Below are 13,724 nucleotides of genomic sequence, written 5' to 3'. Positions count from 1 at the left end.
GTCGCTCCCCTTTCATTAATTCCGTATATCTAATTATTAAGCTTTAATAAATCCCAAAAGTCAACTACCTATATGAAAATAGGGGTAGTTGACTGAGCCTTATAGTTTTAAAGTAATAAAAACAGTGGTAAAGCTTAATCTTGTATAAACGAAGCAAGTGCCTCTAGTAACACTTCTTGCGCTCCTACAATTTCTGTCGGCATCGCTTCCCATTTTTTTGTAAGCTCTGTTTCCACTCTCACTCTAAACTCTGGATTCATTTCTCCTAGCACATATTCCTTTGTAGCTATATCAACATCAAGGAGTGCAAGTGCATATAATTCCGGATCGTTTATTTTTTTAAATACTTGTTTCAATACCGCCGGTGCTATATGTTTTAACTTTTCAATGTGAATTTCCTTATCCGAAAATAGTAACTCATATTGAATAAACGTAACATTTTCTTTAATCACTTTAAAATAGCAATTATTCTTTTTATCATTTACAAAATAACCGTTCGGATCTGCAATAATACTCTCTACTTGACGTATTAAATTAGGCAAACTACTCGCCGTCATTACAGTACGTTGCTCAACCTCACTTGGCGAAATGAATGTAACGCGATACTTATTCTGCGCCATCCTCCTCACCTCTCCTTTTATATAAACTTAGTCTAATTGTACACTATAGCACAACTATCTTAAATTAATCTAAATCTATTTCAAATCACTGCTCATAGGCCCTCTCTCAAAACCTAAAAAGAAAGCTTTTAAGCCCCTTTCAACAACTCAATGTTATTGAACCAAAAAGCAAGCTGCTGATCCGTAATATCCGGCAACATAACGAAAAACTCACGGCACTTCATCTCATCTTTAAACAATTGATACTGCCAAACACCATTACTACCAATACTTACGAAATAAAACTCGTGTATAAGGCCAATGACTGCTTGTTTTTCACCAAACGAATATGGAGGCACTTGTTTGATTTCAAATTGATCTGGTAAATATACATGCTCTTCTCGTTCTATTTTTAACACTTGCTCAGCAAGCTCACGTTTATTTTCGAAAAAAGGCAATTGTAAAATTCGCTCTTGTCTTGTCATACGAATAAAAAACCCTTTCTACTACGTTACAATTTTTCTTTACGATGTATTATCGAATTAAGTTCACAACTTCATTTAATACTTCATCTGAAATTTTAATTACTTTCGCATTTCCTTGGAATCCGCGTTGGTATAACATTAAATCAACGAATTCTACAGATAAATCTACGTTTGCACCTTCTTGTGCGCCACCACGTACTTTTCCTGCACCGTTTTGACCAGATACGCCCATTGCTAAAATACCAGTTGTATTTGTCGCTGTATAGTTACCATTTCCGTTTTTCATTAAACCGCCCTCATTTGGGAACATTGCAACAGCTAATTGACCAGCAGATTTCATACTTCCATCAGAATATTTTACCATCACATATCCACCGTCAGCAATAAAGCAATCTTTAACAGTCGCCGCCGCTCTACCATCTACGTTTGTTACTGATAATGTTTTCTCTGTCGGATGGTTTGTTAATTTACTAAAATCTAAATTTACTGTTCCGCCATTAAACGGAATAGCTGCTCCTGGATTTTGCTGATTTGGATTTCCTACTGCATCAAATGTCATATTACCACCTGAACCTTGAACATCCTGAAACTCTGTTTCTTTTTTCGAATCATTACGCATCTGTACTTTATATGTATAATTATGTTCGCTCGTTTGTTTAAATTCTACACGCATTGTCCATGTATTACCGGCATCATCATATACAGGCAATTCTTGCGTAATCTGTTTTGCATCAGTTGGAATATTCCCTCCAATTACTCCTTTTGACGTTCGAATACCACCGATTGCTGATCCCATTGGAATTTGCAACGGTCCTGGAATACCAGATAAATCTACTTCACCAGTTGCTGCATTTGCAGGATATGCGAATACGTATTGGCCTTCTGTATTCGTAATATAGTAATCTGAAGATATCCCAAATGTACCTTTACGCGTAAATTCCGTGTTGCCGCCTTTTGAATCACCAACTACGAAGAAACCATTACCTTCCATCGCTGCTTGTGTTTTACCACCCGTTAACGTAATTGTACCATCGCTATAGTCCGTAACTGTTCCGCTCATTTTCACACCGTTACCGATACTTTTCGGGTTCGTTCCTGCGTATTTACCATCACCTTTTGCACCAATTGAATTGTTGTACAGTAAATCATCAAACATTGCTTTTTGTTTTTTATAACCAACTGTTTGTGCATTGGCAATATTATTTGAAGTAACACTTAATGCATTTTGTGTTGCATTCATTCCTGTAATACTTGTATATAACGCTTTAATCATAACGTATGGACACTCCCTTATGAATTTGTTATTTTTACTTCTTCAGCTACTTTTTGATCGTCTTTCTTTGCATCTTCTGGATTCGTTTCTCCAATTGGTTTATCAGACACTCTTTCCACGAAACGAAGAGACACTACTTTATTATCAATAACGAGCTGTACTTCGTTATTTTCTGCAAGGCGAACTGTTTCTACTTGACCAGTTACTTTGTTCCCTTCACCGTCAATACCTCTTACATACTTTCCTAAAAACTTCATTCCACCATCAAGCGCTGTCGAATGCATCGTCGTTCTTAAAGAGTCAACTGCTTTTGTCATATTTTGTACTTGTTCCATAAGAGATAACTGCGCTGTTTGGTTCATCATTTGATTCATATCCATCGCATTAAATGGATCTTGATGTTGGAAACTCGATAAAAACAATTTTAGGAAATCATCTTTTCCCATTACCCCAGGAGTTTTTTGCTCCCCTGCTGAAACTCCATTTGTTTGTTGAACTGGCGATTGTACACCGTTAACAGGTACATTACTTTTTTGCGCTCCTGCTTGTAACGGAATATGATTTGTACTCGTTGTATTTAATCCAACTGTTGGCACGCTTTATTCCTCCAATAATCCCGCAAATTCTTTTGATTGTTGTTTCTCATGTTTCGTATTTGCTAATTTTTGTTTTTGCCTTTGCTCTTGTTCTCGTTGTTCTTTACGATGTTCATCTTTTTCTGAATAACTAATTTGAATATTAATTTCTTTTTCTTTTAACTTTAGCTTCAAATCGTCAAAAATCATTTCAATACGTTTTTTCGCATCGTGTTTTTCCATTTCTACATGAACCTCAATTTGATCTCCATGCTTTTTCATAAATACAGTTAATGTACCAAGTTTCTCTGGATTTAGCTGGAATAAAACACGTTCTTGTTTCACTACAAACTTTTGCAGAGCTTCTACTTGTGCTTCCATTTTCTTGCCTAAGTCAGGCAATGTAACCTTCTCAGCTCCACTATTTTGTTTTCCTATTTGGTCAGTACCCGTTGCTTTATTTAATAACTCAGCTCCGGCTGAACTGGAATCATTTAACTGATCGACTTTTGGTAACTCTACCTTCACATCATCGCTCTCTGCTTTCGGGAGTTCTACTTCCTTAGACTCCTCTTGTTTCTTTGCAATATTACAAGTTTCTGATTCTACGACTTTTAATACTTGCAACGTCTGCTCTGGCATTGTCACCTTGTCTAACGCCATTTGCATTGTATCTTCTAAACATATGACATTTTTAATATTCATGTTCGAAAGGAGTTCTTGTAATTGTTGTAATTCAGCTGCAGGCAATTCGTTCAGTTTAATATTTCCGTATTCTTTATATAATTCTTGTATTTTTTGTATGTATTGATATAACAATTCTGGCTGCACACGTAATTGCTCAATTGCAATCATTTGCTCAGATACAGCTAGTAATAATTTTTCTGTCTCTTTTTTTTCTTCTTTCTTTACAATCGGCTCTTCTTTCGTTACCGTTTTTTTTGCGAGAAGATATTCTTTCTTCTCTTCTTCTGGTGCTTCTTCTCGTTTCGGTTTCTCCGTTTTCGGCTGTTTTTTATTTTCAATTCTCATTGTATTATCGAATGAAGAATTTTCATTTTTTGATTGCACTTCTAGCCCTTTATCTTTTTGCGGAGGTAAACTTTGCTGCACCGGTAATACAAATTGTATCACTACATCCACCTCATCCGTTCATACACATTTTTAAATCAAGAAGCATTTTTTCTTCTAACTTTTCTTTTACTTTCACAAGCTTCTTACAATCTTCTTGATACATTTCATCAATGACACGTTCTTTTTCTTTTATTTTCTCTAAAAGGCTTTCATTTTTTTGAATAAAACCTTCTGTTTTTTTAATTTTCCGATTCCATTCTTCTATTCTTTCAGGTGAAAATGTATGTGAAGACAGCATACCAGCCATAATACGTTGCCCAGTTTGTACGACTTTACTACGTGATTTCACAACATACAGATCATATTCTTTTTTTTGTTCTATTTTTCTTTTTTCAGCTGTTAGTTCGTACACTTCTTTCAAGATTTGTTCTTTCTCTTGATTAATCTGCAATTTTATCGTGTCGTACTGCTGCTTATCCACCTGTTTTCATAGCCCCTTCCTATTATAACGTTCCCTTTTTCTATTATATAGTTTTTTTACAAAAAAATCTGTGAAATATTAAAATCAAAAAAATAAGACCTCAAAGGGCGAGGTCTTATACAATATGGTACATCGCTTGGACAATATCTTCAAAATGAAAGCTATCCGTTCGACCTTGTTTTAAAAACTTATTTATAGCTTCCACTTTATTTTTACATTCAAAAATATAAGCATTTTCTTCATTTTCTTGAATTGTTCCTAATTTAAAATACAATTCATTCTCTTTATAAATAGATAAAATTTTTCTCATTTCATTGGCAAGTTGCCAATGATTCTGCGATACGATTTCTTCCATAATCCTACTCACCGAATCTAGTACGGAAATGGCAGGATAATGGCTAAGCGTCGCAAGCTCACGCTTTAATACAATATGTCCATCTAAAATACCACGTGCTAAATCTGGTACGGGACCATTTAAATCGTCACCATCAACTAGTACCGTATAAATACCTGTTATAGAGCCTTTTTGCGTTTTTCCGGATCGCTCTAATAACTTTTTCATATAACTTTCCATTAACAGTGTTTTACCACCGATCGGTAATTCCTTTACTGCAATATCAACACTGCGGCGTGCATCAGCAAAACGAGTAACAGAATCCATCATAAGTAGTACATTATTACCTTGATCACGGAAATATTCGGCAATCGACGTTGCAAGCTTAGCCGCACGCAGTTGCATAAGGTGACTTTCATCTGACGTCGCTACAACAACGACGCTTTTTTTCATACCTTCTTCGCCTAATTCTTTTCGAATAAAGTCTTTTACTTCCCGGCCACGCTCACCTACTAAACTAATAACGTTAATATCAGCTTTTGCGTTTTTCGCAATCATTCCAAGTAATGTAGATTTCCCAACACCCGATCCAGCGAAAATACCAATCTTTTGACCGATCCCAATCGTTAACATAGAATCAATCGATTTAATTCCCGTTTCAAATACATCTGTAATTTCTTCACGCTCAAATGCATGAATCGGCGGTGCATCTAATTTTATTTTTTGCACTGGAATATTTTCAGCCTCTTCGTTTAACACTTTGCCATTTGCACTTAACACTTTGCCAAGCAAATGATTACCACGGGGCACAACGACATCTTCTGCAATTAATGTAACTGAATCTCCATAACACACTTTTTCTGTCTGTTCAAATGGGAGTAACATATTGTTTTCTTTTTCAATTGCAATAACTTCACATAAGACGCTATGTTCTCCAACGAGACAAACATCTCCAATCTTCGCTTTCGGACCTTTCGCTACAAAAAACTGCTCTTGTACACTATGAACTTTGCCAACTTTCGTATAAAACGGCGTTTCAATAAACGTATTCCATTTATTATGTTCGTTCATGAGCTTATTGTTCATACCTTTTGCTCCTCAAACAACTTTTCCTCTTCCCATTTATGACGAAGTTTCGCAAATATAGGTGCAAATTTAAATTCAAAAAACTCTTTCTCTTCTTCCAAAACAAATTCGCCAAACTGTAAAGAAAAATCATACTTCCATTCTACTAATTGTAGTAACCAATACTCTTTCGTATTTTCTTTCTCTTCTTGTATACGCTCAAATGTTTCTGGATGAACCGTTATAGTTAATTTTTCAAATGAAGTAGGCAATGTTTGCACGATACCTGTTAAAATCGGCAAAACGTCTAATAATCGTGAATCTACCGCTTGATTCACGATTTTTTCTGCTAATTGAAAAGATTGATTCCATAATAACTCTGTCCATTCATATGCCGTTTCTTGTTGCTCTTTTTGAAACTGTATACGCGCTACTTCCATCTGCTCCATTTGTTCATGAATATGCATTTGAAACTGTTCTTTATCCTGTAACAACCGCTGACGCTCTTGCTCTAGCATTTGCTGCTGCTGCCTTAGTTGATGCATTTCAATATGTAATACATCTTGCTGTGCTAGAAGTTCTGCATAATCTACTTGTATTTCTTCTTGGGCGTGAACTGATATTGGTTTCGGGAATTGTAATTCATACGTTTCTTCAGAAAAAGAAACAGAATTCTTCGGAATTCTGTTTTTAAATAAGGACATCATCTTCACCTCTTTGAACGATAATTCTTCCTTCTTTTTCTAGTTTTTTCACTGTACCTGTAATCGTTTGCTGCGCTTTTTCAGCATCCGTCATCTTAAGCGGTCCTAAGCCATCTAACTCTTCTAGAATCATCTCTTTACGGTTTGAAGACATACATGTAAATAATTTCTCTTTAATTTCTTCTTTTGCAATTTTAATTGCTTTCGCAATAACACCGTTATCTGTAATTTCCTCTAATACGCGGCGAAGTGCAAGATCTTCAAGACCGAGTAAGTCTTCAAAGACAAACATATTTTCTTTAATTTTCTCAGATAACTCATAATCGACTTCATCGAGCTTTTGAAAGACTGTTTTTTCAACGCCTCGTGAAACGTTATTTAAAATGTTCACAATCGTTTTCAATCCATCTGTTTTATTAATAGCACTAAATGCCATATTATTTAATTTTGCTTTTAACAACTCACCAATTTGATTAATTAATTCACCATCTACTTGCTCTAGCTTCGCAATGCCCATTACCGTTTCTACACGTTTATGATCTGGTAATCTCTCAATTAATTGAGATGCTAGTTGAGGCTTAATATAAGAAGCAATAATTGCTATCGTTTGTGGCGATTCATCATTAAGCACTGTAAGAAGTGGTTCTAAATCTGTAAGTGAATTTAAGAATTCAAATGGATTATCTTTGTTGTACCAAAGGTCTTCCAATAATTTTTCCAATTCGTCTTCTGGCATATTTTTAAATATACGACGAATGTATTCTTTATCTGGAGTCACTAAATTCAATTCTTTTACATTTAGTTCATACAGAAACTCCCCTAGTACATTTTCTAACGTTTCTGGTTTATATATACGAAACTTCGCAATTTCACGAAGTAACACTTCTTTTTCCTCAGCCGTCATATATTCAATGACTTTTGCTGCCACCTCTTCGTCTAATGTACGAATGAGGATGGCAGCTTTTTCTTTGGAGGAGATTTCATCTAACATTGTTTTTCCTCCCTTACTATCCGTTTAGCCATTTTTTAATAACTTTTGCAGTACCTTCTACATGCTCTCTCGTAGCTTCCTGCACTTGGTCATCTAATGTAGGTTCTGCCGGTTTCACTGGCACTGGTTCTAGTTTTGGCTCTGGCACCATTTTTTCCTCAGGAATTTCCATAATACTTTCACTACTTGCAGCAACTTCCTCTTCTGCTAAGTATTCATCATATTCCTCTTCTTCTTTCTTTTTCTTACGTCTTGCTAAGAAGAACCATAATAGGCCACCAAGCGCTAACAATCCACCTGTAATTCCACCGAATAACCACCAGTTAATGCCGATTTTTTCTGGCTCTTTCTCTTTCTCTGCTTTCGGTTGATCAAACTGAACAGTTACAACGTTAACTTGACCATTTATAAAGTTTCCATTCGGATCAGCTTGAAGTCCAGCAGCTGTACCAATTGCTTCTTTAAACGTTGTCATATCAATTCTTCGTTTTACTAACGTATCATTATCGACCCATACAACAACATTTGTTTTCGTTAATTCTGGATGTTTCTTAATCGTTTCAACTGTTTTATCTATCTCATAGTTTTCAACTTTGTTACCATTTTTATTATCGTAGACGATTTTACCATTTTGATTATTGTTCGTACCGTAGTTTGGCACTTCACCATTCGCTTTAATACCAGCACTTGGCTTCGTATCCGCTCCTTCTTGCGCAGTAGAGCTTTCCTCTTGCTCTTGTTTACTGCGAAGTACACCTTTATCCCCATATTTTTCTGACTGACGTGTAACTTCATCATAATTTACAGACACTTTCGTATTCACTTTATATTCATTTGGCTTAAACATCGTCATTAACGTCGCATCAATATCTTGCTTTAATTTACCTTCAATTTGTTGTTGCATCTCAACTTCTTTTTCATAAGAAGAGGAACTAGTAGAATGTGCTTCATCTGCTCCTTTCGAGATAATACCTTTTTTACTATCAATAACACTTACTTCTTCTGCTTTCACCCCAGGAACTGCCGCACTAATCATTTGCTGTATACCTGCAACTTGATCAGCTGTTAATAGTTGTCCACGTTTCACACCAATAGTAATTGCTGCTGTTCCCTTTGCCTTTTCTTCATCAAAAATGGTTTCTTTTTCAGGTAATGTAATTTGCACATTCGCCGTTTCAACTGTCGCAAAGTTTCTTACAATATCTTGCTCCAATTGCTTTTTCGTACCGACAATCTGCTTCATTTTCTTATCTTGCTCACTTGAACCGAGCGAGCTTTCTAATAAAATTTCCTCACCGCTTTTTGAATTAAACGGTAAACCCATTCCATTCATTTCTTTTCGAACCCATGGAGCATCGTTCTTTTGCACTCGAATCGAACCATCAGCTGCTAATTGATAATCAACACCTAGCTTCGATAATTCTGCTGTAATCTCTTGCTTATCTGTATCGTTTAAATTTTGATATACAACAACATATTTATCTGGCAAGGTGAAGTATAAAAGTGCTCCTGTTACAATCGCTAAAAGCGCAGCACCAATTACTAACTTATGCCACGTTTTCAACGATTGGAAAACATTTTTTATCTTTTCCATTTAAACACACCCGTCCATTTTCCTAAATTTGCATATTAATTAGTGACTTATAATTCTCAATAAGATTATCTCGTACAAGAGCAGCCGTTTTCATTTGTGATTCAGCTTTCTTCTGCTGAATTAAAACATCATGCGTTTCTCCTACCCCTTTTGTCAGTAAATCATATACTGCTGTTTGTGCATTATTTTGCGTTTGATTCATATCTTCCAATAAATCAATAAACTTTTTGCCTTCAACTACAGATGTTTCTGAAGTTTTCGGTACGCCAATTGGCTGAATTGCTCCAAATGGCTGTGTATTTAACATTGGTTGGATTTTCATATTTCCCCTCTTCCCTCTTATCCTTGGCCGATTTCTAAATCTTTATCGAGCATTTTTTTGTTCGCATTTAATACACTCGTATTTGCTTCATACATTTTTTGAGCAACCATTACATTCGTCATCTCAGCTGTCACATCAATGTTCGGATAACGTACATATCCTTCTTCATTTGCATGTGGATGCGTCGGATCATACACAAGATTTTCATTTCGATCCGTTTCAATACTTTTTATTTTCACTCCGTTAGTAGGAGCTTCATCTAGCATACTTGCAAAACTATTGTTTGATTCTAGCACCACACTTCGGCGGTGATACGGCTCTGCGCCCGGCGCTCCCGTCGTATTTGCATTTACGATATTGTTAGAAGTAACTTCCATCCATTTTCTCGCTGTAGTTAGTCCTGAGCCACTTGCATTAATTGCTTGGAACATCGTTGTCTCTCCTTCTACTCTTAACGTCCACGTGCTGCTTGGTTAATTGCGTATTGCGTATTAATCGCATTAATTGAGATACCGTATAATTGGTTTGTTTTCATTAAATCTAGCATTTCTGTCGTTACGTCCACACTATTTCCATCTTTATTCGTTTGCATTGATTTCGTTTGAATCTTTGCATATGTATTTTTCGCATTTACTGTTGGTAAGTGCATTTCATTCGTTTGATATAAGTCTGAATTACTCTTTAAATCCGCAGCATTTTTTTTGAATAGCGGATTATTCATATTCATTTTTTCAGCAAATGTTACATCTTGTGCTTTAAACCCTGGTGTATTCGCATTTGCAATATTACTAGAAACAGTATTTCGCTTCGTTACTAAATAATTCATATAATGACTAACATCACTAACTAAGTCCGGCATATTCCACACCCTTCTTTTTTCCATCATGCTCGCTTACGGCATGATCATCCACTGATGGAAGTTTCACTTTATTATTCATTTCCTTATATGTATTTATTAAAATGTTATCTATTATGTACCCTTTCATATTTTATTCCATTTTCCCATTGTTGTCTTTAGAAAAATACAAAAATATATAAAAGAATAAAAAAACTGTATTCACTTAGTAATCTATATAACATTTCTATATAAGAACAATAAAATAAAGTTCATTTTTTTATTATTTAGATTATTTCTGTTTTTTCATTACAGTCATAAAGTGAAACCTCAATCAGCGGAACGCTTTTATTCAAACAACGGAATGGATTCCCCTTATAATAAGGAGAACCCGTTTCCATACTTTACAATTAATATTTACCGTAAAACGAATTAGCTTTCATTCGTCCATCATTTGTCATAATCATTTCTTCCAAAATCTTTTGCTTATCTCGAATATGTTGAGCTGCCTTTATTATTAATGGACTCACTTCCGCTGCAACATCTGCTCGCGTCTTTTCATCCAAGGTCATCATCCAGCGATTTAACATAGCACTTTTCTCAGCAAATTCTTCATCTGACACTTGCAATTCACCGATTTCATTAAAACAGCCGACAAACGCTCGATAAATATCATTGTTCATTTTCAAGTGCTCCGCGGTAACCGTCTATTAAATCTTGTAACACTTGCACAATCGCATCCATGTCTTTTGCTTCACGTGTTACTTTCATCGTTTGAATTTGAATGCTAATCCAATCGTATAAACCAAATAGACTATCATATAAATCTTTAGTAATCTCAGGATTTAATTGAAGCTTTAACTCTTCAAAAATACGTTCTAATTTTTCAAGAATAGCATCGCCATCTTGTAATTTAAAACCGTTTAACAAATCTTCTAATTTGCGAAACTCTACGATACATCTCTCATAAATATAAATTGTATTTTTAATCGGATTACTCGTCATAATATCATTTTGCATATAACGTTGCCATGCTTGCATATAATCACTTCCTCATCTTTCATTAATCGTCACTTTTTGTTTTTGTCATTGCTTGAATTGTCTTCAGCTGACTATCTAGCAATGCTAACTGGCTTTCTAGTTTTGCATATTTATCAATAATTGTTTTTTGTTTTTCCTTATTAACCGTATCAATATCTTGAATTTTTCTCTCTAAATCTATTACTTGCTTTTCAATACTTTTAGAGCGTTTTCCAATAATCCCTTCATCTCCAAATATTCCTTCAAATCTTTTCTCTGTATCATGACCTAAACCACTGAGACCAAAGAAAAATTGTTTCGTAGTTTCTGGATTATCTTTAAAAGCCGCTTTTAATTTTTCTTCATCAAGATTCATATTCCCAGATTTATCAATTTGAACCCCAAAAGAAAATAAAAATTTATCATCTTGAGAAAATTTAAAAATACTTGTCATTGCATTTTTAATTGCAAACGAAACATTATTACCCTGCATTACTCCATTTTCACCAGCAAATAAATCTAAACTTTTAACAGCCTTATTATACTCATCTTTCATTTTTTTAATTAAATCTATCGAATTCTTTATATCAGAATCTTCGATAGTTAATGTAATTGGCTCTGTAGTCACCTTGTCTAAATTAATGGTTAATCCCGGAATTGCATCTATTTTATTTGTTTTACTAGTTCCCTTAATCCCATTAATTGTATATTCAGCATTTTTCGCTCCTGTCACTTGATGCGCAATGGTATTCACTCCATACTTATCTTTTTCAGAAGTAACCAGCCCTATATTTTGTAAAAATCCATTTGGACCATCAGTTAATTTTAGCTTTCCTTCTTCTCCGGCAGTAGTAGCTGTAAAAAACAGTTGATCCCCTAATGTGTATACTGATGCACCATAATTTCCATTATTAATTTTATTGACAAGATCTTTATACGTCATGTCTTTCGTGATTTCAACTTCTTTTCCATTTATCTTAAATACATCGTCTACCCCAAGTTTTAAATCTAAACTAAATTTTTGCTCTGTGCCTTCAGGAGTTTTTGGTGGAGTAAGTGAAGCTGTAGTTATTTGATGCCTTTCTGCTAATCGTTCTACTGTAATTGTATGAGTTCCAGGAATTACAGCAGAATCCGCTTGTGCTGTAATAAAGCCATCTTTCGATAGAGTGGTTTTCTTTTCGTCACCTTTAAATGCGTAAAAATCTTTAAATACTTGCACCAAGTTTCCAAACTCTTTTTTCATGCTTGCATACACATTTTTTTCATTTGCTAATGTTTGCTTTTTTGTAGCATATGGTGACTTTTTCATTTCCAATGCTTGTAGTTCTAAATCTACTAACTTAGATGTATCTATCATGTTATTTCCTAAATTCCATATTTGCTGTCTGCCACCATAATCAGATATTGTTCCTGCCATTTTTCTCACTTCCTATCTTAGTTACATATAATCTAAAATGCTCGTTTTACTCATCGTACTAACTGCTTTCAGCGTTGCTTCATATGTCGCATTAATATAAGCTAAGTCAGAAATCGCTACCGCTAAATCAACATCTTCAATTTCTTTACGATTTTCTTGAAGCGCTAAATTTTGTTCACTTAAAATGGTCTTAAACGTATCAACAGTGTTCATCGTTGAACCAACTTCCGTCGTACGGTTGATAACATTATCTAAGTTTTTCTTATTTTCTCCCAATAACGGCTGCAATGCTTCCTGATTACCACTTTGCATAGCATCTTTCATCTTTACCAACGTTTGAATTACAGGAGTTAATAAATCATCACCTTTACGAAACGCTTTTATTTCATAACCGTCGTTCAACTTCCACATTACATCATCTTTTCCACCTTGGTACGTACCATCGTCTGTAAATGGTGGCTGCTCTGCGCTATCACCACCAAAAAGATATCGTCCTTGTTCTTTCGTATTTGCTAAATATACAACTTGTTTTACAATTTGATCAATTTCCGTTCCGATTGCTTGCAATTCTTTTTCACTATTAGTCCCATTTAACGCTTGTATCGTTAATTGATCCACTCTCGTTAAAGATTTCACAATACCTTGTAATGTATTTTCCGTTTGACTTAATACATTTCTAGAATCCGCTATATCTTTTTGCATCTGTTCAATATTTGCTAACGAATGTTGAATCGCAAATGATTTACTTGCTGCAAGTGGATCTTCACTCATAAGAAGGTTTTTCTTCCCAGAAGTTACTTGATTTCGGTGGTATTGCTGCTGCACATTCAAATCCATCATCTGATTCTTTGCCCAGTTTGCATTTTGAAATGTAGATACTCTCATCCCTATCTCCTCCTTTATCTATATTTGACTTGGCGCGGGGAAGCAACCACAACTGTATGGCTATTTT

The 13,724-nt window shown here is 35.0% G+C and carries 17 protein-coding genes; all 17 read right to left on the bottom strand.

The genetic code is table 11. The features are described from left to right. Positions 1–134: 134 nt before the first annotated feature. Positions 135–620, bottom strand: coding sequence for a LysR family transcriptional regulator (locus NSQ47_RS03170; RefSeq protein ID WP_341036072.1), 486 nt, complete (start codon positions 618–620; stop codon positions 135–137). 128 nt (positions 621–748) lie between these two features. Next, positions 749–1,084 carry a DUF3964 family protein gene (locus NSQ47_RS03165; RefSeq protein ID WP_016104399.1) on the bottom strand — a complete coding sequence of 112 codons (336 nt, stop codon included), beginning with the start codon at positions 1,082–1,084 and terminating at the stop codon, positions 749–751. A gap of 49 nt (positions 1,085–1,133) precedes the next feature. Then, positions 1,134–2,357, bottom strand: coding sequence for a flagellar hook protein FlgE (locus NSQ47_RS03160; protein WP_341036071.1), 1,224 nt, complete (start codon positions 2,355–2,357; stop codon positions 1,134–1,136). Positions 2,358–2,374: 17 nt separating this feature from the next. Beyond that, complete coding sequence (locus tag NSQ47_RS03155; protein WP_016104397.1) at positions 2,375–2,953, bottom strand: flagellar hook assembly protein FlgD; 579 nt, start codon at positions 2,951–2,953, stop codon at positions 2,375–2,377. A 3-nt stretch (positions 2,954–2,956) separates the two neighbouring features. Continuing rightward, positions 2,957–4,066, bottom strand: coding sequence for a flagellar hook-length control protein FliK (gene fliK, locus NSQ47_RS03150; protein WP_341036070.1), 1,110 nt, complete (start codon positions 4,064–4,066; stop codon positions 2,957–2,959). A 10-nt stretch (positions 4,067–4,076) separates the two neighbouring features. Beyond that, complete coding sequence (locus tag NSQ47_RS03145; protein WP_088078220.1) at positions 4,077–4,487, bottom strand: cytoplasmic protein; 411 nt, start codon at positions 4,485–4,487, stop codon at positions 4,077–4,079. A gap of 115 nt (positions 4,488–4,602) precedes the next feature. Then, positions 4,603–5,907, bottom strand: coding sequence for a flagellar protein export ATPase FliI (gene fliI, locus NSQ47_RS03140; RefSeq protein WP_078180526.1), 1,305 nt, complete (start codon positions 5,905–5,907; stop codon positions 4,603–4,605). After that, entirely contained in the window at positions 5,904–6,590 is a 687-nt protein-coding gene (locus NSQ47_RS03135) for a FliH/SctL family protein (protein WP_204207915.1), read from the bottom strand. Before NSQ47_RS03135 ends, fliI begins: the two co-directional genes overlap by 4 nt. Then, complete coding sequence (locus NSQ47_RS03130) at positions 6,577–7,581, bottom strand: flagellar motor switch protein FliG (protein ID WP_078180524.1); 1,005 nt, start codon at positions 7,579–7,581, stop codon at positions 6,577–6,579. Before NSQ47_RS03130 ends, NSQ47_RS03135 begins: the two co-directional genes overlap by 14 nt. A 16-nt stretch (positions 7,582–7,597) precedes the next feature. Continuing rightward, positions 7,598–9,175, bottom strand: coding sequence for a flagellar basal-body MS-ring/collar protein FliF (gene fliF / locus NSQ47_RS03125; protein ID WP_341036066.1), 1,578 nt, complete (start codon positions 9,173–9,175; stop codon positions 7,598–7,600). A 22-nt stretch (positions 9,176–9,197) separates the two neighbouring features. After that, positions 9,198–9,497, bottom strand: a complete 300-nt coding sequence (gene fliE, locus NSQ47_RS03120) for a flagellar hook-basal body complex protein FliE (protein ID WP_033714758.1) — start codon at positions 9,495–9,497, stop codon at positions 9,198–9,200. 17 nt (positions 9,498–9,514) lie between these two features. Next, a complete protein-coding gene (gene flgC / locus NSQ47_RS03115) occupies positions 9,515–9,928 on the bottom strand; it encodes a flagellar basal body rod protein FlgC (protein WP_341036065.1) in 414 nt (137 codons plus the stop codon). Between the two features lie 20 nt (positions 9,929–9,948). Continuing rightward, positions 9,949–10,356 (bottom strand): flagellar basal body rod protein FlgB, encoded by a 408-nt coding sequence (gene flgB, locus NSQ47_RS03110; RefSeq protein WP_341036064.1) that lies wholly within the window; start codon positions 10,354–10,356, stop codon positions 9,949–9,951. A 386-nt stretch (positions 10,357–10,742) separates the two neighbouring features. After that, positions 10,743–11,015 (bottom strand): hypothetical protein, encoded by a 273-nt coding sequence (locus tag NSQ47_RS03105; RefSeq protein WP_002201054.1) that lies wholly within the window; start codon positions 11,013–11,015, stop codon positions 10,743–10,745. After that, positions 11,005–11,373 (bottom strand): flagellar export chaperone FliS, encoded by a 369-nt coding sequence (locus NSQ47_RS03100; protein WP_341036063.1) that lies wholly within the window; start codon positions 11,371–11,373, stop codon positions 11,005–11,007. Before NSQ47_RS03100 ends, NSQ47_RS03105 begins: the two co-directional genes overlap by 11 nt. A 22-nt stretch (positions 11,374–11,395) precedes the next feature. After that, entirely contained in the window at positions 11,396–12,772 is a 1,377-nt protein-coding gene (locus NSQ47_RS03095) for a flagellar hook-associated protein 2 (protein WP_341036062.1), read from the bottom strand. 21 nt (positions 12,773–12,793) lie between these two features. After that, entirely contained in the window at positions 12,794–13,657 is an 864-nt protein-coding gene (locus tag NSQ47_RS03090; protein WP_215570105.1) for a flagellar hook-associated protein 3, read from the bottom strand. Positions 13,658–13,724: the final 67 nt, after the last annotated feature.

Origin of the sequence: Bacillus sp. FSL R10-2780 (genome assembly GCF_038006125.1) — a bacterium.
In the GTDB taxonomy this organism is placed as follows: domain Bacteria; phylum Bacillota; class Bacilli; order Bacillales; family Bacillaceae_G; genus Bacillus_A; species Bacillus_A cereus_U.
Note: the sequence above shows the minus strand (reverse complement) of the source record. Positions and strands in the feature narration are given on the sequence as shown.